Annotated in this window: 16 protein-coding genes and 1 pseudogene; 3 read left to right on the top strand and 14 right to left on the bottom strand. The window is 53.0% G+C overall.

All coding sequences use genetic code 11. The features are described from left to right. Positions 1 to 4: 4 nt before the first annotated feature. Entirely contained in the window at positions 5 to 466 is a 462-nt protein-coding gene (gene bcp / locus KDC22_RS03115) for a thioredoxin-dependent thiol peroxidase (protein ID WP_211722037.1), read from the bottom strand. 102 nt (positions 467 to 568) lie between these two features. Between bcp and KDC22_RS03110 the strand changes: the two genes are divergently transcribed. Together KDC22_RS03110 and KDC22_RS03105 are read left to right on the top strand one after the other, a co-directional pair. Further along, positions 569 to 1,633, top strand: a complete 1,065-nt coding sequence (locus KDC22_RS03110) for an LCP family protein (protein WP_211722036.1) — start codon at positions 569 to 571, stop codon at positions 1,631 to 1,633. 104 nt (positions 1,634 to 1,737) lie between these two features. Then, on the top strand, positions 1,738 to 3,069 hold the full coding sequence (locus KDC22_RS03105; protein ID WP_211722035.1) for a glutamate-1-semialdehyde 2,1-aminomutase: 1,332 nt from the start codon (positions 1,738 to 1,740) through the stop codon (positions 3,067 to 3,069). Positions 3,070 to 3,133: 64 nt separating this feature from the next. Here KDC22_RS03105 and KDC22_RS03100 read toward each other — a convergent pair whose 3' ends face one another. The 10 genes and pseudogenes from KDC22_RS03100 to KDC22_RS03055 all read right to left on the bottom strand — a co-directional run bounded on the left by KDC22_RS03100 (position 3,134) and on the right by KDC22_RS03055 (position 11,349). Beyond that, a complete protein-coding gene (locus tag KDC22_RS03100; RefSeq protein ID WP_211722034.1) occupies positions 3,134 to 3,607 on the bottom strand; it encodes a hypothetical protein in 474 nt (157 codons plus the stop codon). Between the two features lie 114 nt (positions 3,608 to 3,721). After that, positions 3,722 to 3,989 (bottom strand): annotated as a pseudogene (locus KDC22_RS03095) (transposase); the annotation flags it as partial. A 350-nt stretch (positions 3,990 to 4,339) separates the two neighbouring features. Then, positions 4,340 to 4,903 (bottom strand): peptide deformylase, encoded by a 564-nt coding sequence (gene def / locus KDC22_RS03090; protein ID WP_173139414.1) that lies wholly within the window; start codon positions 4,901 to 4,903, stop codon positions 4,340 to 4,342. 105 nt (positions 4,904 to 5,008) lie between these two features. Beyond that, entirely contained in the window at positions 5,009 to 6,301 is a 1,293-nt protein-coding gene (locus KDC22_RS03085; RefSeq protein ID WP_211722033.1) for a stalk domain-containing protein, read from the bottom strand. A 161-nt stretch (positions 6,302 to 6,462) separates the two neighbouring features. Beyond that, positions 6,463 to 6,753: a hypothetical protein gene (locus tag KDC22_RS03080; RefSeq protein WP_173139326.1), complete on the bottom strand. Its 291-nt coding sequence runs from the start codon at positions 6,751 to 6,753 to the stop codon at positions 6,463 to 6,465. Positions 6,754 to 6,769: 16 nt separating this feature from the next. Beyond that, the gene (locus KDC22_RS03075) at positions 6,770 to 7,657 is read right to left on the bottom strand and encodes an inositol monophosphatase family protein (RefSeq protein ID WP_173139324.1); all 888 of its coding nucleotides are present in this window, start codon (positions 7,655 to 7,657) and stop codon (positions 6,770 to 6,772) included. Positions 7,658 to 7,840: 183 nt separating this feature from the next. Continuing rightward, positions 7,841 to 8,848, bottom strand: coding sequence for a UV DNA damage repair endonuclease UvsE (uvsE, locus tag KDC22_RS03070; protein ID WP_211722032.1), 1,008 nt, complete (start codon positions 8,846 to 8,848; stop codon positions 7,841 to 7,843). Further along, positions 8,845 to 9,162: a hypothetical protein gene (locus KDC22_RS03065; protein ID WP_036700056.1), complete on the bottom strand. Its 318-nt coding sequence runs from the start codon at positions 9,160 to 9,162 to the stop codon at positions 8,845 to 8,847. The genes uvsE and KDC22_RS03065 overlap by 4 nt, the downstream gene beginning before the upstream one ends. Positions 9,163 to 9,209: 47 nt before the next feature. Continuing rightward, positions 9,210 to 10,301, bottom strand: coding sequence for a D-alanine--D-alanine ligase (locus KDC22_RS03060; RefSeq protein ID WP_211722031.1), 1,092 nt, complete (start codon positions 10,299 to 10,301; stop codon positions 9,210 to 9,212). A gap of 19 nt (positions 10,302 to 10,320) precedes the next feature. Next, positions 10,321 to 11,349: an amidase domain-containing protein gene (locus KDC22_RS03055; protein ID WP_211722030.1), complete on the bottom strand. Its 1,029-nt coding sequence runs from the start codon at positions 11,347 to 11,349 to the stop codon at positions 10,321 to 10,323. A 650-nt stretch (positions 11,350 to 11,999) separates the two neighbouring features. Here KDC22_RS03055 and acnA point away from each other — a divergent pair. After that, positions 12,000 to 14,744, top strand: a complete 2,745-nt coding sequence (acnA, locus tag KDC22_RS03050) for an aconitate hydratase AcnA (protein WP_173139316.1) — start codon at positions 12,000 to 12,002, stop codon at positions 14,742 to 14,744. 524 nt (positions 14,745 to 15,268) lie between these two features. Here the strand turns inward: acnA and KDC22_RS03045 are convergent. The 3 genes from KDC22_RS03045 to KDC22_RS03035 form a co-directional block, all read right to left on the bottom strand. Continuing rightward, entirely contained in the window at positions 15,269 to 16,285 is a 1,017-nt protein-coding gene (locus KDC22_RS03045) for an ABC transporter substrate-binding protein (RefSeq protein WP_246553265.1), read from the bottom strand. 870 nt (positions 16,286 to 17,155) lie between these two features. After that, the gene (locus KDC22_RS33705; RefSeq protein WP_281424959.1) at positions 17,156 to 19,375 is read right to left on the bottom strand and encodes a LuxR C-terminal-related transcriptional regulator; all 2,220 of its coding nucleotides are present in this window, start codon (positions 19,373 to 19,375) and stop codon (positions 17,156 to 17,158) included. Positions 19,376 to 19,551: 176 nt separating this feature from the next. Next, the gene (locus tag KDC22_RS03035) at positions 19,552 to 20,301 is read right to left on the bottom strand and encodes an IclR family transcriptional regulator (RefSeq protein ID WP_173139314.1); all 750 of its coding nucleotides are present in this window, start codon (positions 20,299 to 20,301) and stop codon (positions 19,552 to 19,554) included. Positions 20,302 to 20,412: the final 111 nt, after the last annotated feature.

The raw sequence follows: 20,412 nt of genomic DNA, 5'->3' as shown, positions 1-20,412 counted from the left end.
CTAATTATTTCACGATTTGTTCCAATGCGGCCTCCACATGGCCCTTCACCCTGACCTTTCTCCACTCCGCTCTCAGAATTCCTTCTTCATCAATCAGAAAAGTGGAGCGCACGATTCCCATAAATTCCTTGCCGTAGAGCTTCTTCAGCTGCCATACTCCGAACAGTTCACTTACCTTATGCTCCTCATCGGACAATAGCGGAAAAGGCAACTGGTGCTTCGTAATAAATTTGCCGTGCGAGGCCAGATTATCGGAGCTGATGCCAAGGACAACCGCCCCGCTCGCGGCAAGGGTATCATGGGCATCCCGGAAATCGCAGGCTTCCTGCGTGCAGGCGGGCGTCATATTTTTGGGATAGAAATAGAGCAGCACTTTCTTGCCGAGGTACTGGCTTAAGCGGATCTCTTCCCCTGTGGAAGCCGGAAGTGTGAAATCTGGAACCTTTTGACCAATAGTGATATTCATGTATTGTTCACTCCTCATAGGTAGGGATCATAATTCGGAAATTGCGTGTCTTCCCAAAAGAAATTATAATGTAGACAATGTGAATCGGAAAGGACGAACGAAATGCCGCCAAGAAAGAACCGGCACGCAAAGGCCGGCAAGTCAAAGAAAAAAACGCTGCTCTGGACGCTGGCAATCATCCTCCTTCTAATTATCGGAGGTCTGGTCTATTATTTCACCTCCATCTACAATCAGCTCGACAACATGCATAAGACAGGTGAAGATTCTCCGTGGGCAAATGTACCGACAGCCTCGGCAGAAGCGGTTCCACCTCCCCAATGGGAAGGCACAGAGCCTGTGAATATCCTGCTGATGGGCGTGGATGCACGCGGCGTGAAGAAGGGCGAGGTTCCGCGCTCGGATACGATGCTGGTGGCCTCACTTGATCCGGTGAAGAAGAAATTCTATGTATTCTCCATTCTCCGCGATACTTTTGTTCCTATACCTGACCACGGTTCACAGCGGATCAATGCCGCCATTACCTATGGACCCAATACGGCGATGCAGACGGTCAGTGACCTGCTCGGCATCCCGATTCAATATTATGTCTATACCGATTTCCAGGGCTTCATGAAGCTGGTGGATGCCGTGGGCGGTGTTGACTATGAGGTCGAGAAGGACATGCGTTATACCACCAAGGCTGACGGGCCTGAGTTCGATATTAATCTCAAAAAAGGCTTCCAGCACCTGGACGGCAAAATGGCTCTGCAGTATGTGCGTTTCCGCCATGACGCCACCTCCGACTTCACCCGGACGGAACGCCAGCGCGGGTTCCTCAAGGCTGTGGCAGATAAGGTAATCAGCACCACTTCCATTGTTAAGCTGCCGACTATCCTCTCCGAGGTTACGCCTTATATTGATACCAATATTGTCGTAAGCGATATGTTGAAGCTGGGAGCCTTAGGCTACGACAGCTCTATGGGCGGCAGTGCGCAGATCCCGCCAATGCACCTGATCAGAGAAAAGACGACCAAGGATGGCTCCCAGGTCATCGGCTTCAGCAGCGAGAGAGATCTGAAGGCCTTCGTGCAGGATACCCTCACTGCCCCGGACCCGACTCCGACTCCAGCTCCTGACGCAGAGGCTTCACCGGGCAGCAGTCCTTCCGCTACACCAGGAAGTAAATAGAATACCATATAACCATGCTTGGCACACGGGGCGGGCGGACAGCGGGAATTAGCCGCCTGTTCGCCCTTTCCCTTGCGCGGAGACAGAGGAAAGGAACATTAACTATGAACCGCAGTACATCAGAACATCTATACGAGGAAGCTCTACAGCATATCGTCGGAGGCGTCAACAGCCCCTCCCGTTCCTTCAAGGCCGTGGGCGGAGGAGCCCCCGTCTTCATGAAGCGTGCCGGGGGCTCCCGCTTTTGGGATGAGGACGGCAATGAATATATAGATTATCTGGCCGCCTATGGCCCGATCATTACCGGACATGCCCACCCGCATATCACCGCCGCTATTACCGAGGCTGCACAGAACGGACTGCTCTATGGAACGCCGACACAGCTTGAAATCAAGCTGGCCAGAATGCTGAAGGAAGCTATTCCCTCAATGGACAAGGTGCGCTTTGTCAACTCCGGTACAGAAGCCGTAATGACTACAATCCGTGTGGCCCGCGCCTACACGAAGCGCAGCAAGATCATCAAGTTCGCCGGCTGCTACCACGGCCATTCGGACCTTGTGCTTGTAGCCGCAGGTTCAGGACCATCGACGCTGGGTATCCCGGACAGCGCAGGCGTTCCGGCCAGCATCGCCCAGGAAGTCATCACTGTTCCCTTCAATGATCTGGATGCCTTGCGTGAAGCGCTGGAGACATGGGGCAAGGATGTGGCCGCCGTTATGGTCGAACCGATTGTCGGCAACTTCGGCATGGTCATGCCGCATCCGGGCTTCCTTGAAGGCCTGTGCAGGCTGACGCATGAGAACGGCTCCCTTGTCATTTATGATGAGGTCATTACCGCCTTCCGTTTCCATTACGGCTCCACCCAGACCTATGCAGGCTTGGCCAACCACGAGGATATCATTCCCGATCTGACAGCCCTGGGCAAAATCATCGGCGGCGGGCTGCCGATCGGCGCCTATGGCGGACGTAAGCATGTCATGGAGCAGGTCGCTCCGCTCGGTCCGGCTTATCAGGCCGGTACTATGGCCGGTAACCCTGCCTCCATCTCGGCAGGGATTGCCTGTCTTGAGGTGCTGAGCGCAGACGGCGTCTATGTCGAGATGGAGCGGCTGGCGATCCGCCTGACCGAAGGACTGCAGGCATCCGCTGGCCGTCACGGCATTCCGCTCACCATCAACCGGATCCGCGGCGCATTCTCTACGCATTTCTGCAGCCATCAGATCACCAACTATGAGGAGGCCCAGGATACCGATGGTGAGCTGTTCGCCAGCTTCTTCCGCCATATGCTGAACCGCGGCATTAATCTGGCGCCTTCCAAATATGAGGCCTGGTTCCTGACCACCGCCCACACGGACGCTGACATCGACATTACACTGGAGGCGGCTGAAGCTTCGTTTGCGGCAATGGCTGCTGAAGCAGTAATAAGCAGGAAGTAATAGCAACGCATCAAGTGAACATAGAATGAACCCCTTCTTTAGCGGAAGGGGTTCATTTCTGATTTTAATCCATAAATTGCATAGCGTGAATCGGCGTACCTTTGGTGACTTCACCTGTCACTGTGTTGATTTCTAATGGTTCTACCATAACCTTCCATCCATTTTCGCTTTTAAAAACTGTAAACGGCAGTGGTGGTGACTGTTCATAGCTTTGTCCTGCATACTTTTGAACTACATAAAGTTGAACTTCACTACTGTTGATCTGTTTGCTTTCCACAATTTCATATCCTGTAGTAGGATTTGTTTTAAAATCTTTTATATACCCTTCTTCACGACTTTTCTCATCCAGATAGTTTGTATCTTTTGAATAAAACATCATTCCCTCTGCATCCTTAGCGATGTAAGCATCAAAATAGCTAGTTGCGGCATCCATTGGAGTTTGAGCAACACCCTTTTCTGCCATTGTAGTGGATGCCACTACAATGGAACCAGCAACAACTCCAGCCAGTAAAAGCGATACTATCTTTTTCCTCTTCACGAATTAAAGCTCCTTTTAAGGTTATATTTTCCAAGTTGATCTCACCTCGGTATTATACCAATTTTTACTCATTTTGTAATACTATAGTTAGAGAATCCTTCAAGTTTCTTATGGATTAAGCGGGCGAAGGTCGGGTCGCTGCTGTCCGGTTAGCCACATAAAGGGAATTTTCTCCCACCGCTTTGGCGATTTGGCGAGACGAATAGATTCGCTGAATGTAAGCGTAGATAATGACTTTGGTGAGCATTTTTGGGGTGGTAGCTGTCACGCCGCCGGGATAGGCAGCGTCAAAGATGGAGTCTTCCAGGTCCATTGTGGGTCCATGGACTATTGAATGTACAAAAGAAACCTCTCCTTTGAAATGGTTGTGTGGTAACTCCACTTTACCAAAGGACGGTTTCTTTTTGTGATTTTAGATAAAGATTTGAAGAAACTTTTCCCGCTTAAACAGCGGAGAGGACGGAACGACCCGCGGAAAAGCGGCAGCGGTCGCCTTGGTCTCCGGATTTTCACCGCTAAGGGGAATGAAAAAAATCTGGAGAGCACAGCGATTGGAACACCGGTCCGTTCGCGCAGCGTCCAACCAAGTGCTCACGTTGATATTACTCCAAAACAAAGGGCTGTCCCAATACGTTAATGTTTCTCACCAGAGAGAAATCTGTACCCTCCAGCCTTAGTATTGAAATTCTTAGCGTCCACTGTTACTTCCCCTCTTTACATGAATCCCCGCCGCTACTGCCCCTTCTGCTCATACAGGCTGCGGATCTCCACATCCTGCGGAAGCTTGAACGGGTTCTGCTGATTGATCCGGTCGTAGAACATCATCCCGTCCAGATGGTCCATCTCATGCTGGATGATAATCGCCTGATAACCCTTGAACTTCTGGGTAATGACCTGGCCGTTCAGATCGAAGCCCCGTACCTTCACCGACTCATAACGCGGTACAAACCCATGCACCGGCCGGTCCACGGACAGGCAGCCCTCGCTCTCCGGCAGATAGACCATCGCCATAGAGTGGCTGATGATCTTGGGATTCACCCAGGTGTACTCCACATTTTTACCATTATCATCCTTCAGATACATGACAAACATCCGCTTCGACAATCCGATCTGATTCGCGGATAAGCCTACCCCGGAACGCAGCTTATACTTGGCGGACATCTCTGCATCCTGGCTGTTCTTCAGGAACTGCATCATGCTCTGCAGCGCTCCGCGGTCCTCCTCTTGCAGCGGCACCGGCACGGGTTCCGTGACAGCACGGAGTACAGGGTCGCCTTCACGCACGATATCATCCATCGTGATGATATATTCAGCATTATACTTTGTACTAGACAACTATGTTCATCCACCTTTTCCATACGGGCCTGATTTGATTATTCACTATTACTAGACTATGCGGGATTATGGATTAATGAAGGCTGTCCGCAGCTTGCCGCTGTAATTCACATCGAACCCAAGTCCGGTAGCGAGCGCGGCAAGCGGGAGATAGGTTTTATCCTCTTTGCCGACCTTTTGCAGAAAAGCCGGTGTATCAATCGCCACATCCGCACCGTTCACCTTGATGGTCTTCGAGCCGATGGTAATGACTACCGTTCTTCCGCCATAAATAACAGTGGCACTGGCGGTATGGTTATCCCATTTACCGGTCGCCCCGACCGCATTCAGAATGTCCTTCAGTGCCAGGAAATTCTGCCCGTTCTTTAGAATGGGCTTGTTCGGAGTATTAAGCTCCGTTCCCTTCACGACGATTGACATCGGCGCAGCCTCTGAAGTCAGCGCAGTAACCGCAGGCGTGCGGTAAGCCCCCCATTGCAGTTCAGAGAATACAGCGGCAATCCGTTCATATCCAAGCTGCGTCGGATGGAAATCAGCCGCTCCTGCCCCGATAATGTGGGTAAGTGATCCCTCTACACCAGCGAACTTTGCAGCCACATGAGCTACCTTCACCGGCGCACCCGCTTGGTTCAGCGTAGCCGCAATATTATCGGCTGCTATAGTGAACTGCGCTGCCGCAGCCATCAGCTTGTCATACGAAGCCCCCAGGGCAATTCTCGGAGCAGGCTGATATTGATCGGCCAGTATAATCGTTGCCAGCGGATTCACGGCCCGGATATTCCCCAGCACCGCTGTCACATTGCTGCTGTATTCCGCCAGACGCTCCGCCAGCTGGGAAGCGAATTCGCCATCTGCAAGCGTTTTGTAGTTCAGGAACAGACTGCTGACATCATTGCCGCCAATAGTGATCGTAATCAGATCCGCCGCCGCAAGCTCCGTTCTAATCTGCGGCGTCAGCGCAGCGAACTGGGCAATGCGCGGATCAGGCAGCCCGGGCTGAATGGCTTCTGCTGTAACGGCCGTGCCGTCTTTGATGGCCCCGGTATACTGGAGCAAGCCCGCTGTCTTAAGGCCCAATATGCCGTAGTTACTCAGTTCACTTCTGCCGTGATACCAGCCCTGCTCCAGTAGTCTCTCGGCATACCCGTACGGCTTCACACCGGGATCGGTCATCCCCGGCTCATACCCGGCAGTAATGGAATCTCCAAGCGCCACGATGCGAAAGACATCCTCCTCCGGGCCTTGCACAGCGGCTGCTGCTGCAGCATCTGCCGGACCCGCCTGCACACTGCTTAATACGGTGAACAACAGCAGTCCGCCAGCAGTAGCTGATATGAATTTTCTCCATGTCTTCAGCATCGTATTCCCCCTACAATAGTATAATTCCATTCTAACATCCGCCCCGCTCAAGTGGAAACGGCTTTGCCGTTATCGTGTGCAGCATATACATGCTTCTATTTGCGCAAAAGAGCGGTTTCCCGCTCGTCCGGGAAACCGCTCCTGAAAATACTGTCAGCAGCCTATGACTCTGCGCTGCCGGAATCTGTAGACTTCTTCTGGCCGCCAGTGTTAGGCGGACCGCCGGTTTTCTCTGAACGCTTCAAATATTTATCATACCGGTCATCCAGCTCATAGGCTATTTTGCGGTAACGAAGTGTTTCTTCAACTATCGGATCGAGTGTAGTCTGTATCCGGATCTCATACTTGGGCGAAATCTGAGTGAGCTCCTTGGCCTGCCGGTCCTGTTGCTCCATCTCGCCTTCCACCAGAAGGTCACTCAGTCTGCGCTCCAGATCTTCATTCTCGTTCATGACCATTCAAGCCCTCCTACTGCTTCTTGAAGCCTGTAGCATCCGCTGCTTGCAGGGAAGATACCAGATAATCATGGATTCGTCCATTGCTCGCCACTACATGGCGTGTACTGATATCGTAGGGATTACCCTGTGTATCCGTCACCTTACCGCCTGACTCCAGCACCAGCAGCACCCCTGCTGCACAGTCCCAAGGACTCAGCCCGACTTCAAAGTACCCGTCCACACGCCCGGCAGCAACATAAGCCAGATGCAGTGCGGCCGAGCCGCCGGCGCGGATACCGCGGACCTGCGGCAGAATCTGCTGCAGCCCGGCCATATTGGCCGGCTGGGCCAGTACCCGGTCCGGCGGGAAGCCCATAGCAATAAGGCTGCTTCCCGGCAGCGTCTCAGCCGATACGGCTGTTGGAATCCCGTGCATATACGCGCCCTTACCCTTCTCGGCCACGAACATCTCGTCCCGGGTAGGATCATAAATAACGCCAACCGTAAGCTCGCCCTTGACCACCAGGGCAATCGAAACACAATAGAATGGGAAGCCGTGCACGAAGTTGGTTGTTCCATCAATCGGATCGACAATCCACAGATAATCATGTTCACGTGCTTCATCCAGGGCGGCAGTCAGTGCATCCGCTCCGGGAGGAACTCCCTCCTCGCCAAGGATGGCATGGTCGGGATAATGGGTCAGGATCAGCCTGCGGATCATTTGCTCCACACCTTTATCGACCTCCGTAACCAGATCCTGGGCAGAGGTCTTGCTGCCCAGCTCCTTCACCTGGCCTTGTCTGCTCTTGATCCATTCCCCCGCTTTGGCTGCAGCATTGATGGCTGCCGCCGTATGTCCCTTGCTTGTAACTACATAGGGCTCCCGTTCATTTCGGTTATCAGGACTTACAGGACTCATCTCTTCACTCCGCTTTCTTTGAGCATGATCGTTCTCCCATGGAACGGTGTATCAGCAGGACACCACTATCTCTGGCCTTGGAACATTGACTGCTCAACTTTCTTCCAACGTACCTCATTTCAGCATACTTATCAAGTCATGACTGAGGCCGTTACAAGGCCTAACCGGCATGTTTTTTGCCAGTTATGGTTCTATATTCACGCTGGCTCCATTTAGTACCATAATTCCATTCCCGCCCTCAGCCAGTCCCTTCATCTCCTCCATCAGACCAAACAAGGCACCATCCTTGAGCTTCGCCTCTATCATGACATCGACAGCCGGAGTATCGGCAGCAATCCGCTTCAGGAAGGCTACCAGCGGTGCAGGCTCCACGCCATCGGCATGACTGCGGGGATCAGACGGGCTGCGCGGGCTGGACACATGAATCTTCGGCGGCAGGTGTTCACCGGGCAGAACATCCTTCAGGGCCAGAGGGCTTGTCCATGTCTTGCGGATCTCCGGCCAGAGCTCCCAGGGAAGTTCGCCGTCATTGTTGACCCACTGATGATGAATATCCAGCACCATCGGCAGTCCCAGCCTGCGGCAGACCTCCAGTGTCTCCACAGCGTTGAACGTCTTGTCATCGTTCTCCAGTGTCATTCGCTCTCTGAGTGCCAGTGGCAACACCGAGCATTGCTCACAAAAGCGTGCCGCAGACAACGGCTTGTCCCCGTAAGCACCGCCAATATGGATATTGCTCTTAGCTGTCGCCGGCAGACCCATGGCTTCAAGCATATCCGCATGATGCTGCAGATCGCGGACCGAGCTGGCCAGGACCTCCGGCCGCGGAGTGCTCAGCACCGTGAAATGATCCGGATGGAAGCTGACCCGCAACCCGTGCTTTTTCACATAGGCACCCACCTCAGCAAATTCCTCTGCAAGTGAAGACAACGGATTCCAGTCCGCGAGATCAGGATGTGTCGCCAGCGGGACCAGCTTGGAGGTAAGCCGGTAGACCTTGATATCCGATCCGACATTATGCTTCAGCAGACGGAGCGTATTGTGAAGATTCACCCGGGCGATGGATTCCAGCCTGCGGAGTCCGGCTTCCCGGTCATCCAGCTTACTGAAGCTTGCCATAGTCATGGTCTTGGAGGGGGAGCAGTCCGGGATCACCGTAGACATGGCAACATAGCCGAAGCGGACAATCATCCCTCTTCCCCGAAGAACATCTCGTAGGCAAGGGCCGTCTGTACCCGCGACTCTTCCTCATTCAGCTTACGTACCAGATCCATTTCCACAGCCGTAACCTCATTGCCCTGAAAATTTATTTCTGCAATCGAAGCGGAAATTTTGACAATCGCCACCGCGACATTCTGCGGATTGTAAGCGATGACCTTCTGGCCGGTCGGATAGACGCGGAAGCCCTGCTTCACCATTTTGGTACGTCCGTACTCCAGCAGTTCGTACAGCTCCTGCTCATTCTTGAATTTGCACACCGAATTGAATTCTGATTGAAACCCCATGCTTCTCTCTCCTTCCCGGCCGGAATGCTCCCGCCGATCACCTTATATTATTCATTATCGTATTTGAGTCCCTGTCTGAACCGGTAACGCTCCAGCGCCAGCCCGATCATACGGTCCAGCAGCGCCTGATAGGACACGCCGGTCTCACGCCACAGCAGGGGATACATACTGAACGGGGTGAAGCCCGGCATTGTATTCACTTCATTAATAAGAATCTTGCCGTCAGACTTCCGCAGGAAGAAGTCCGCCCGGGTAATTCCGCTGCCCTCAATAGCCTTGAAGGCTAGTAGGGCCGACTCCCGCAGGCGGTCTGCCACCTCCGGATCAACAGGTGCCGGGATCAGCATCTGTGATTTGCCGTCCGTGTATTTGGCCGCATAATCATAATATTCACCGGAAGAGACGATTTCACCCGGAACGGAAGCCTCCGGCTCCTCATTGCCAAGTACCGCAACCTCCACTTCACGCGCATCCACGAATTCCTCAATAATCACCTTGGTATCATAGCGGAAGGCATAATCCACAGCCTTGATCAGGCTTTCTTTGTCGGATGCTTTGGAGATGCCTACGCTGGAACCAAGGTTAGCCGGTTTGACGAAGACCGGATAACCCAGTTTATCCTCGATCCCGACAATCAGCTCGTGGCTGCGCTGTCTCCAGTTCGCCGCATTGAAATAGCAATATTCACATTGCTCCAGCCCGGCCTCACCGAACAGCTTCTTCATGACCACCTTATCCATACCCGCCGAAGAAGCCAGTACCCCTGCGCCAATGTACGGGATATTCGCCATCTCGAACAGCCCCTGAATCGTACCGTCCTCTCCGTTCGTGCCATGCAGCAGCGGGAACATGACATCCACAATGGAATCGCCGCCGCTAAGCCCGCTGAACAATGCATTCAGGGCCATCCCCATGTCTCCGGCATCCCCGGATAGCTTAAGCTGCTCAATGGCGGTGAAGGGAGCCTCCAGTACAGCACCCACCTTCCATACGCCCTGCTTGGAAATATAGAACGGAATAATCTCATATTTATCGTAGTCAAAAGCGTTCATAACCGCATAAGCCGTCTGCAGCGATACCTCATGCTCCCCGGATTTGCCGCCGTACACCAGTCCTACGGTACATTTTGCGTTCCCCATGCCCTAACCTCTTTCTGAATTATAAGTAGTCATTAATATGAAAAAAACGATACGCCGTCTGGTCTGTCCAGGCGTAGGAGTCCTTGTAATCCCAAAAACGGTGGCGGCTGCTAACCGTCCGGGCATTCACCAGCGGCATGCCCCCCGCGTCAAAAGCGGTGACAATCGTGCTGTGCTGGTAATGCCCGTTGCCGTCCCAGTCATACTGGATAATGTCGCCCAGCATCAGCTGCTCCGGACGCTCGACAATCTCCGCCCGGAGACCGCTGCTGTGGTTCCCGCTCAGATGACGATGCAGGCTGTCGGAGACCGCCCAGCTGAAGCTCCACCATTCCTGGGCTCCTTTATAGCCCTTGTACCACCAGCCCGTTTCTCTTTTACCAGTATAGTTGATAGGCGCTCCCCCTGCAAAGAGACATTGAGAGACATAATTGGTGCAGTCCACCTCAAAAATCTCGAACTCGGGATTGCCCTCCTTCCACCAGAGGTCAGCATAGGCCGCCGCTTCTTCCCGGCGGTAGCGCACCTCCCTGTTGCCACTGGCTCCGCGCATTACCCGGCGGTTCAGCAGCGGCGGAGACGGCTGCGGAACTGTAAGCACCTCGCCCCACTGTGACATCCGCACGGCAGGCTCCGTCTCCACGAATGTGCGCACAGCATTGCGCTCAGGCACACTGCGTTCGACGCTTACAACCTCCCAGCCTCCCTTAACGCGTGCAAAGGTCAGGCGTTCCGACTCCACCACATCCTCACGGTGTGTCATACCGCCCTTCTCATAATAGAAGGCACTGTGCAGCGCCACATCGGCCACTACCTCGACAGAAGTCTGCCGCACGGTACGGATGGTCCGCACTCCCGTCTCACCGCGCAGCGGCGTAATGCCGCGCCGGCTGTACCACTGGGCGATCCGGCGGGAACGGGCCTTCTGTTCGTCCAGATACCGCGGGTCCCTGATGGTGGTATTGCGCGGCGCGGTCCCTGGTGCAACCCGCCCCTTGTTCAGCTGATCTACATAGACATAGAGACTTTTCTTCCACTGCTGCTCCATTCATACTCCGCCCCTTCGTTCAAATATAAGAATTTATAGGCTCCGGCACTATAAACTATCCATCTATATAGATTGAACTTGTAAGTTTTTTGTTCAGGGATTTCCGTGACTCCAGAGAATGTTTGGCCCTCCGGCCGCTGTTGTCCCCAGATTTCCTGATTTCAAACCACTCTTAGCGGTAGAAATCCGGTGACAAAGGCGGACGCTGTCGCTCCTACAGTGCCAAAATTCTCCTCCGCCACTTTTCCCCGTCTGTATATTTTTCAAGTTCAATCTATATAGTTCTCACTGTAGCTGTGCCCTCCCTAAAGGGGAGGCAAAGCCGTGTCCACTTGCCATTTTGGCTGCTGACCTATGTATATGAAGGATTAGTTGCACCTATACGGAAGCGGAAGCGATTTAACTCGGGGAGGAGCCTGGAAGAAAGCTGTTCAATAGCATAGCTGGAAATATTGCGGATAAACTTACGGTATGACCCCGGGGAGCAGCCGGATGAACGAGGTTTCTGCCCGGCCCGCTGGCGTTTCAACCTTTAATAAACCTCACATTAGGAAGCAAAAAAAACTTTACTCCCCTACTTGTAAACGTTATACTTAAAGTATAGGAAATATGAAATGTAGTTTCACCAGATGAAACGAGGAGGCGCATATATGCCAAGCAAGGACCATTTTTCATTGGCCAAGAACCTGAAATCAGGCGGCAAAACTTATCGCTACTATCATTTGAATTCGCTGGAAGAGCAAGGCGCAGGCGATATTTCCTCCCTGCCTTTCTCCATTAAGGTATTACTCGAAGCGGCTGTCCGCCAGTATGACGGACGGGCGATTACTGAAGAACATGTCAAGCAGCTGGCTAATTGGTCAGGCGGCATTGACCGTAATAAGGAAATTCCGTTCATCCCTGCCCGGATTGTCCTGCAGGATTTCACCGGCGTGCCGGTAGTTGTTGATCTCGCGGCAATGCGTGACACCGTCAAGAAAGCGGGCGGCGACCCCAAGAAGATTAATCCGCTTGTACCGGTAGATCTTGTTATTGACCATTCCGTTATGGTGGATGCGTTCGGAACGGCTGATGCACTTGAATATAATATGAATGTTGAATTCGAGCGTAATGAGGAACGTTACCGCTTCCTGCGCTGGGCACAGACCGCCTTCAATAACTTCCGTGCGGTTCCGCCGGCAACAGGGATTGTGCATCAGGTTAACCTGGAGTATCTGGCCTCTGTAGCCACCACTAAAGTTATCGACGGGGAAACGGTAGTTTATCCGGATTCTCTGGTCGGCACGGACTCTCATACAACAATGATCAACGGTCTTGGAGTAGTAGGCTGGGGCGTTGGCGGAATAGAGGCTGAGGCAGGCATGCTCGGACAGCCGCTTTATTTCGTAACCCCGGATGTCGTCGGCTTCAAGCTGACTGGCAGCCTGATGGAAGGTGCTACGGCTACCGACCTGGCCCTCACCGTTACCCAGATGCTGCGCAAAAAAGGCGTAGTCGGCAAATTCGTCGAATTCTACGGCCCGGGCCTGGCTAACATCAGTCTGGCAGACCGTGCCACTGTAGCCAACATGGCTCCTGAATACGGGGCAACCATCGGCTTCTTCCCTGTAGATGACGAGACACTCGCCTATCTGCGCAGCACCGGACGCCCGGATGAGCTGGTTGAACTGGTGGGTGACTATTATAAGGCGCAGGGCATGTTCCGCACCGCAGATACGCCGGACCCTCAGTTCAGCGATATCATTGAGCTGGATCTGGCTTCTGTCGTTCCCAGCCTGGCCGGACCGAAACGTCCTCAGGACCGGGTAGAGCTTACCCATATGAAAGAGAATTTCGAAGGCATTATCCGCACACCTGTTGACATGGGCGGTTATGGCCTAAGCGATGAGAAGATCGCTGAAGAGGTTGAGGTTCAGCACAAGAACGGCAGCACCAGCAAGCTCTCCACAGGAGCGGTTGTCATTGCGGCGATCACCAGCTGTACGAATACTTCTAACCCAAGCGTTATGCTGGGGGCGGGACTGCTTGCCAAGAAGGCTGTAGAACGTGGACTGACCAAACCCGGTTATGTCAAAAGCAGCCTGACTCCCGGATCGCTGGTCGTTACGGAATATCTGCAGAAGGCCGATCTGCTGAAGCCGCTGGAAGCGCTGGGCTTCTATTTGGCCGGCTACGGCTGCGCCACCTGTATCGGCAACTCCGGCCCGCTGCCGGATGAAGTTAGCCAGGCCATTACAGAACATGATATGACAGTTGCCGCAGTAATATCCGGGAACCGTAACTTCGAGGGCCGTGTACACGCCCAGGTCAAAGCCAACTATCTGGCTTCACCGCCGCTGGTTGTCGCTTACGCCCTTGCCGGTACAGTTAATATTGACCTGAAGACCGAACCTCTGGGCTATGACCCGCAGGGGGAGCCTGTCTTCCTGGCTGATATCTGGCCGACGACAGCCGAGATCCGTGAAGCTACCCTGCTCTCGCTCAGCCCGGAAATGTTCCGCCGCAAATACGAGAATGTATTCACTGCCAATGAACGCTGGAATTCCATTCCGGTACCGGAAGGCGAATTGTATGAATGGGACAACAACTCCACATACATTCAGAATCCGCCATTCTTCGAGCATCTGGCAGACGGTGTCGGTGACATCAAGGACATTAACAATTCACGTGTACTTGCACTGCTTGCCGATTCCGTCACTACCGACCATATCTCACCGGCCGGGAATATCTCCACCTCCGGTCCTGCCGGAGAATATCTGCGGAACCATGGCGTGGAGCGCGCCGACTTCAACTCTTACGGCTCACGCCGCGGGAATCATGAGGTGATGATGCGCGGTACCTTCGCCAACATCCGTATCCGTAATGCAGTAGCTCCCGGCACTGAAGGCGGCGTGACCACCTTCCTGCCGAGTGATGAGGTCATGTCGATCTATGACGCCTCCATGCTGTACCAGTCCGCCGGACAGAACCTAATCGTTATCGCCGGTAAGGAATACGGCACAGGCAGCTCCCGTGACTGGGCCGCCAAGGGTACTCTCCTGTTAGGCGTTAAGGCAGTCATCGCCGAGAGCTTCGAGCGGATTCACCGCAGCAATCTCGTCGGCATGGGCGTGCTGCCGCTGCAGTTCCAGGAAGGCCATGGCTGGAGCAGCATGGGCCTGACCGGACGCGAGACCTTCGACATTACCGGTCTCGACAACCATGTCCTTCCCGGACAGGAGCTGACGGTCACCGCTACCCGCGAAGACGGCACCCAGTTCGACTTCCCGGTCATTGCCCGTCTTGACAGCACTGTGGACATCGACTACTACCGCAACGGAGGCATTCTGCAGACGGTACTCCGCCAGATGCTGGCAGATGCCACAGCTTCAGAGACCGCATTGCCGGTAGAATAAGCCTCTCCCACCGTTTCACCAAGGGCTATCCCAGAGTCATTTAATGACTGTTTGGGATAGCCCTTTTTTTAATGAGCAAAGGAGGAGCAGTAGTGCACCTCAATTCACCGGACGCAGGCTTAATGAGCAAATGAAGAGCATTATTACACCTCAATTCACCAGACGCAGGCTTAATGAGCAAATGAGGTGCATTAATACACTTCAATTCACCTGACGCGGGCTAAATGAGCAAATGAGGTGCATTAATACACTTCAATTCACCTGACGCTACCTTAATGAGCAAATGAGGTGCATTAATACACTTCAATTCACCGGACGCAGGCTAAATGAGCAAATGAGGGGCATTAATACACTTTAATCCACCGGACACGGGCTAAATAAGCAAATGAATTGCAGTCGTGCTAATAACCTGAACACAAATCGGCGATTTTCCAATAAAGGGAGAATCGCCGATGCCGATGGTGTAACATTTCAGGCTTATCAGGCTTATGAGTGACAGCCCCCTTATGGTGTTCGTGCAGCCACTATTTAACCGATAACAGGCTTGTTGTGATGAAATCGAGCTGCTTCTCCAGGGAGATCGGATCATTATAGGTGTCCGCAGCAGGATTCAGCTGGAAGACGTTTCCGGCTTTGACGGCCGGAAGGCCTGCCCACAGCGGATTGTCATATACAATCTTAGGATCAGTGGTGTCACCCGACCACGGACAGGTGAAGATTATATCACCGGCAAAGTCCGGCAACTTCTCCAGGGAGATAGACGCATAGCCGATCCCACTGTCAATCGCTTCTTTCTGCGCTTCGGCGGGAGCCTTCAAACCAAATTCCCCGTATAGAATCTCGCCGCCCCGTCCATAGTTATGTCCAAATACATACAGCCCCTTGGCATATGGATTCAAGATGGATACGGTTTTATTGCCGACAGCAGCCTGCACCTGTGGCTTCAGCTCAGCGATTTTGGCCTCCCACTGCTCCACCCAGGCCTTGGCTTCATCGTTCTTGTTCACCAGCTTACCGAATTCAATCATTTGATCCTTATAATTCTTGGAGCCGTATTGAATCTGCACCACCGGCGCGATTTCCTTCAGCTTGTCGATCCCTTCTGTCCCGGTATACACGATAATCAGGTCAGGTTCTAGAGTAAGGATAATCTCAGGAGTTACATCCGTGCTGAGCGACTCTGCACCATCGAGCAGATCTGTAAGATACGGACTGTCCTTCGCTCCCTCCATTACACCTACTGGCTTAACACCCAGTGCCAGGAAGTAACCAGTGTAGAACGAAGTGGTATCCACAATTCTCTGCGGGTTCTTCGGCACTTGAACTTCTCCTGCACCATCCTGGAAAGTAACCATTTCCGCTTCACCTGGAGCATCTGTCGCGGCTGGTGTTGCAGTTGGTGTTGCAGCAGCAGGTGCAGGTGCATTCGCTGCCGCACCGGAACCCGAACCGGAATTATTGGATTGGCCACAGGCAGCAAGCAGCAAAGCCATGACCAGACTGAAGACGATCAACACAAGACTTGGTTTAGAATGTCGCAAAATAATCCCCCTATGTATTATATAATTATGATATTGATAATCATTATCATTGGTAATATAACACAGAGTTTACGGGCTGACAACACTTCTTGATTATTTGTAAGAATAACTCCCTACCCATTCGCCCACTCAGGGGCATAAGGTCGATTAGGGGCATTAAAGCCCCTAATTGCTCTCTTTCGGCTTCATCTGTCCGACGCACCTTTGCTCCAACACATTGTATTCGGTTTTCCGATTACATTCGGCCTACGCGGCGTACCCAGTCCAATTGTGTTCGATTTTTCGATTATATTCGGCTTACGTGGCGCATCCAGTCCAATTGTGTTCGGTTTTCCGATTACATTCGGCTTACGCTACCCACCCAGTCCAATTGTGTTCGGTTTTCCAATTACATTCGGCTTACGCTACCCACCCAGTCCAATTGTGTTCGGTTTTCCAATTACATTCGGCTTACGCTACCCACCCAGTCCAATTGTGTTCGGTTTTCCAATTACATTCGGCTTACGCTACCCACCCAGTCCAATTGTGTTCGGTTTTCCAATTACATTCGGCTTACGCTACCCACCCGGTCCAATTGTGTTCGGTTTTCCAATTAAATTCGGCTTACGCTACCCACCCGCTCCAATTGTGTTCGGTTTTCCGTTAAAATATATTAAATAAATGAAAAGGCGATGTTCTGTTTTTAGCCACGCTGCTCATTTTCATGCTGGAGTTGTGCCTTTAATGACATGTTTGTTTTTCGCAGACATCCGGCCCAATAGGTTATGGAATGAAACATATACATTCAGGCCAAAAAAATCCCCTTTACATAGAAAGGGGATTGCTTTTCTCCTGGTATGCGGATAAATGCTCGTGGCCCCGGAGGGGCACTCAGGAAGTTTCGATACGCTCGGAGTCGAACATTCTTTTGTAGACCAGCGCTATGATCTGCGAGCGGTCAGTTACGTCCATTTTATGAAAGATACGGCTTAGGTGATTCTTGACAGTATGCTCGCTGATAAACAACGTGCTGGCAATCTCCCTGTTCGTCTTGCCCAGAATAATCAGCTCCAGCACTTCTTCCTCACGCGGCGAGATCCCCCATTCTTCCTTGGGCGTCTTCAGCGCTGTACTGTTCAGCAGCTTCGCTGCCGAAATGCCGCTTCTCTCCGGCTGGGCCGCCGAGCGGCTGCGTAAAAAGGACTGGAACGAGGTGCGCGGCTCACTGTGCAGCTCCCTTGCAACATACTCGTCCAGACTGAAACGGGAAGGGTCCAGCCACTGCGGGTCTGTGTCAGCCAGCAGCTCTTTATCCGCACTTTGGCCTATATGATGGAGCACCAGCGCCAGCAGCTGCGCAGAGACAGAGACGGAAGGCTTATTCATCGTGAAATAAAACGAAGCGAATTGATCCACCTGCTTCAGCAGAGAAATCTCTTCAGGGTAGAATCCGTATCTAAGCAGGACATCGAGCTTGAACGGAGCCAGCAGGCCGGCAGTTCTCATCTGCTCTGCCTCACGCTCCGGCAGGCCTGTATAGCGGGCAAGCTCATACGCCATCGAAGCAGCCTCTGAACATAGACGGTGCAGCTCTGGATTACGGGTATGCAGATATTGAAGGGTATGGTCCAGGAGTACCTCCGCCTGCTTCGTGTGCCTGCTGTCCTTCTCGATCAGGCGGATGGAGGTGCTTGCCAGGCTGGCGAGACAGTCAGTGAAGGAGAGCCATTCCTCGGCTTCACTGCGGCGCCTGAAGCCCACCGATAGAATGCCTTTGAAGACCTGGTCGGTAATGAGCGGGCATTCGAGCAAGGCCTGCCCTCCAGTCTCATCATGGATGATCGCGGAAGAGAGGAACGCCTGCGATGAATACCGGGTCTGAAGATCCCGGATATAAGGCGCTATCTCTTCCTGCCTCCATCCCTTGGCATAATGGGTGCCCCCCGTAAGCTCCTCGAAAAATACGAGTACCGAGGACGGGGAAAAGGGCATGCCCATAATCATATCCAATACCCCGTTACCCAGCTCCTGTGTAGAAACGGCCTGCGGCAGCAACCTTGCAGCCTCCTTCAATCGCTGTGTGGCTTCATTGCGCAAGGCTTCGCGCTGCATCAGCCGCTCTCCCCGCCCGGAAACACCCAGAAGCGCGGCTACATTCTGCTCATGCTGGGCAAAGTCCTGGATCTGGCGGGTCGCGCCAAAAGCAATAGCAAGCAGCAGCGCCTTCTTGCCGCTGTGGATCTGCACCGGATAACAGGACAAACACTCCGGCTGCGTCATTCCGCGCTGGGAGAAGAATATCGATCTCGGATCTTTGGCAATACCCTGCCAGTGCCGGGGCTCCCTGCCGAGAACCGCTTGCCCCAGGAATCCGTCTCCCTGCTGGAACCCGGCATCCATGAGGAGATTGGCTTCTTTGCCTGCGCAATATTTCACCGTGAACTGCCCGGCCTCTTCCTCTTGGGCAAAAGCATACAGCTCCGCATCAGAGAACGCACCTGCCATTTGCTGCAGCACAACCTCAATCTTCAGGAACTCTTTCTCCAGATTGGATAATAGCTGTGAAATAACCAGATCTCTTCGTTGTTCCAGAGGCTTAAGCACACAGCCCGCCAGCAATTTAGACAATATATTCCCAAGCGCACTCAGCTTGCGCCTGATCTTACCGATACCTTCGCGGCTTAGCTCTGGCATAGCAGTCACTTCAGCCCGCAGCATCTCATAATAAGGATGATTCCGCATTTTGGCCTCGAACGCCTGGAGCACAAGCTCCCGGGTACCTTCCTCCATATATAGACCGGACCATAGATAATACGTCTGGCCATAGTCAGGGACCAGAGGACTGACCACATACTTCAGTCCGGGAACCCATTCTTCAAGTACGGCAGGGTGTGATAAGGGGCCTATTCTGAGTAGTGCAGGCTCAAAAGGCCTGTCCATCCCCTGCAATGAATTAAACATCTTCTGATAGAATATTCCGAAAAGCGTCGGACGGGTAACTACATTTCCCGCCTGATCCGTAAGCACAATAGCCTGACCCGTAACAGAGCCGAACGTATCCTGGAGCTCTTGAATTTCTCCCATCAGTGAATCGGGTATAACGACTTTCATCCCATCACCTCATGCTCTGGATTCCTTATATTTCTACAATAATTTTAATTAATCATTTTTAATGATAGTTCATTTTGACTAGATATTCAATGAAACTGCGCAAGTAGAAATAGCCTTTATTTCCCATGCTATCTCTAAGCTTGTCTAAGCCTGCCAGGGTCAGAACAATCTCTTATTCAGCCCATCATCAGACCCATTTCAGCTGCAGCCTCTGCCAGAATTACGGCGTATTCCTCCAGCGTCTCCCGCGACAGACGGCTGACCGGTCCGGATAGCGACAGAGCCGCCACCACTCCCCCTGCCCGGCCGGCAATAGGCACGGCTACCGCTGCCGCGCCTGGTTCCCGTTCCTCGAAGCTGGTCGCATATCCGCAGCGCGTAATCTCCTTCAATTGCTCAAGATATTGGCTGCGGTCTACGGTCTCTGGCCATGCCGGGTCGGCCAGCAGCCGGACCTGCACTTCCGGCGGCGCGTAGGCGGCCAGCACCTTGCTCGATGCGCCTACAGACAGCGGCAGCCTTGCGCCAATCTGCGCCACACGGCGGATGGCCTGCCGGCTCTGAACAGCCTGGATGCGCACGCGCTCCAGATTGTCGCGCAGGTACAGGCTGACGGTCTCGCCCAGACGGTCTCGCAGCCGTTCCATGGCCGGCAGCAGCAGCACCGCCGGTTCATTCAGCGTCGGAAGATGTGTGGACAGCTCCCAGATGCGGATGCCCAGCCTGTATTTGTCAGTCCCTTCGTCCCGCTGCAGGAAGCCCTTCTCCTCCAGCGTAGTCAGCAGGCGGTGCACCGTGCTTTTATGCAGACCGATCTTCGCGGAGATTTCAGTCAGGCTCAGGTCATAATCATTATCCTGAGTGAAGCACAACAATATATCCAGCGCACGTTCTACGGCGCGTACAGTCAGTTTCCGGTCTTCCACCCCGATCTCCCCTTCACATGTTTCACCTATTGAAACCCGGTTACATATTTAATATGATAACCCTATCTTAGTGCAAATGCCTAAAAAAAGTCCAGTATATTCAGCACACAG

It is taken from the genome of Paenibacillus tritici, from assembly GCF_018207515.1.
GTDB lineage: Bacteria > Bacillota > Bacilli > Paenibacillales > Paenibacillaceae > Paenibacillus_AQ > Paenibacillus_AQ tritici.
This window is presented reverse-complemented; position numbering and strand designations above follow the sequence as displayed.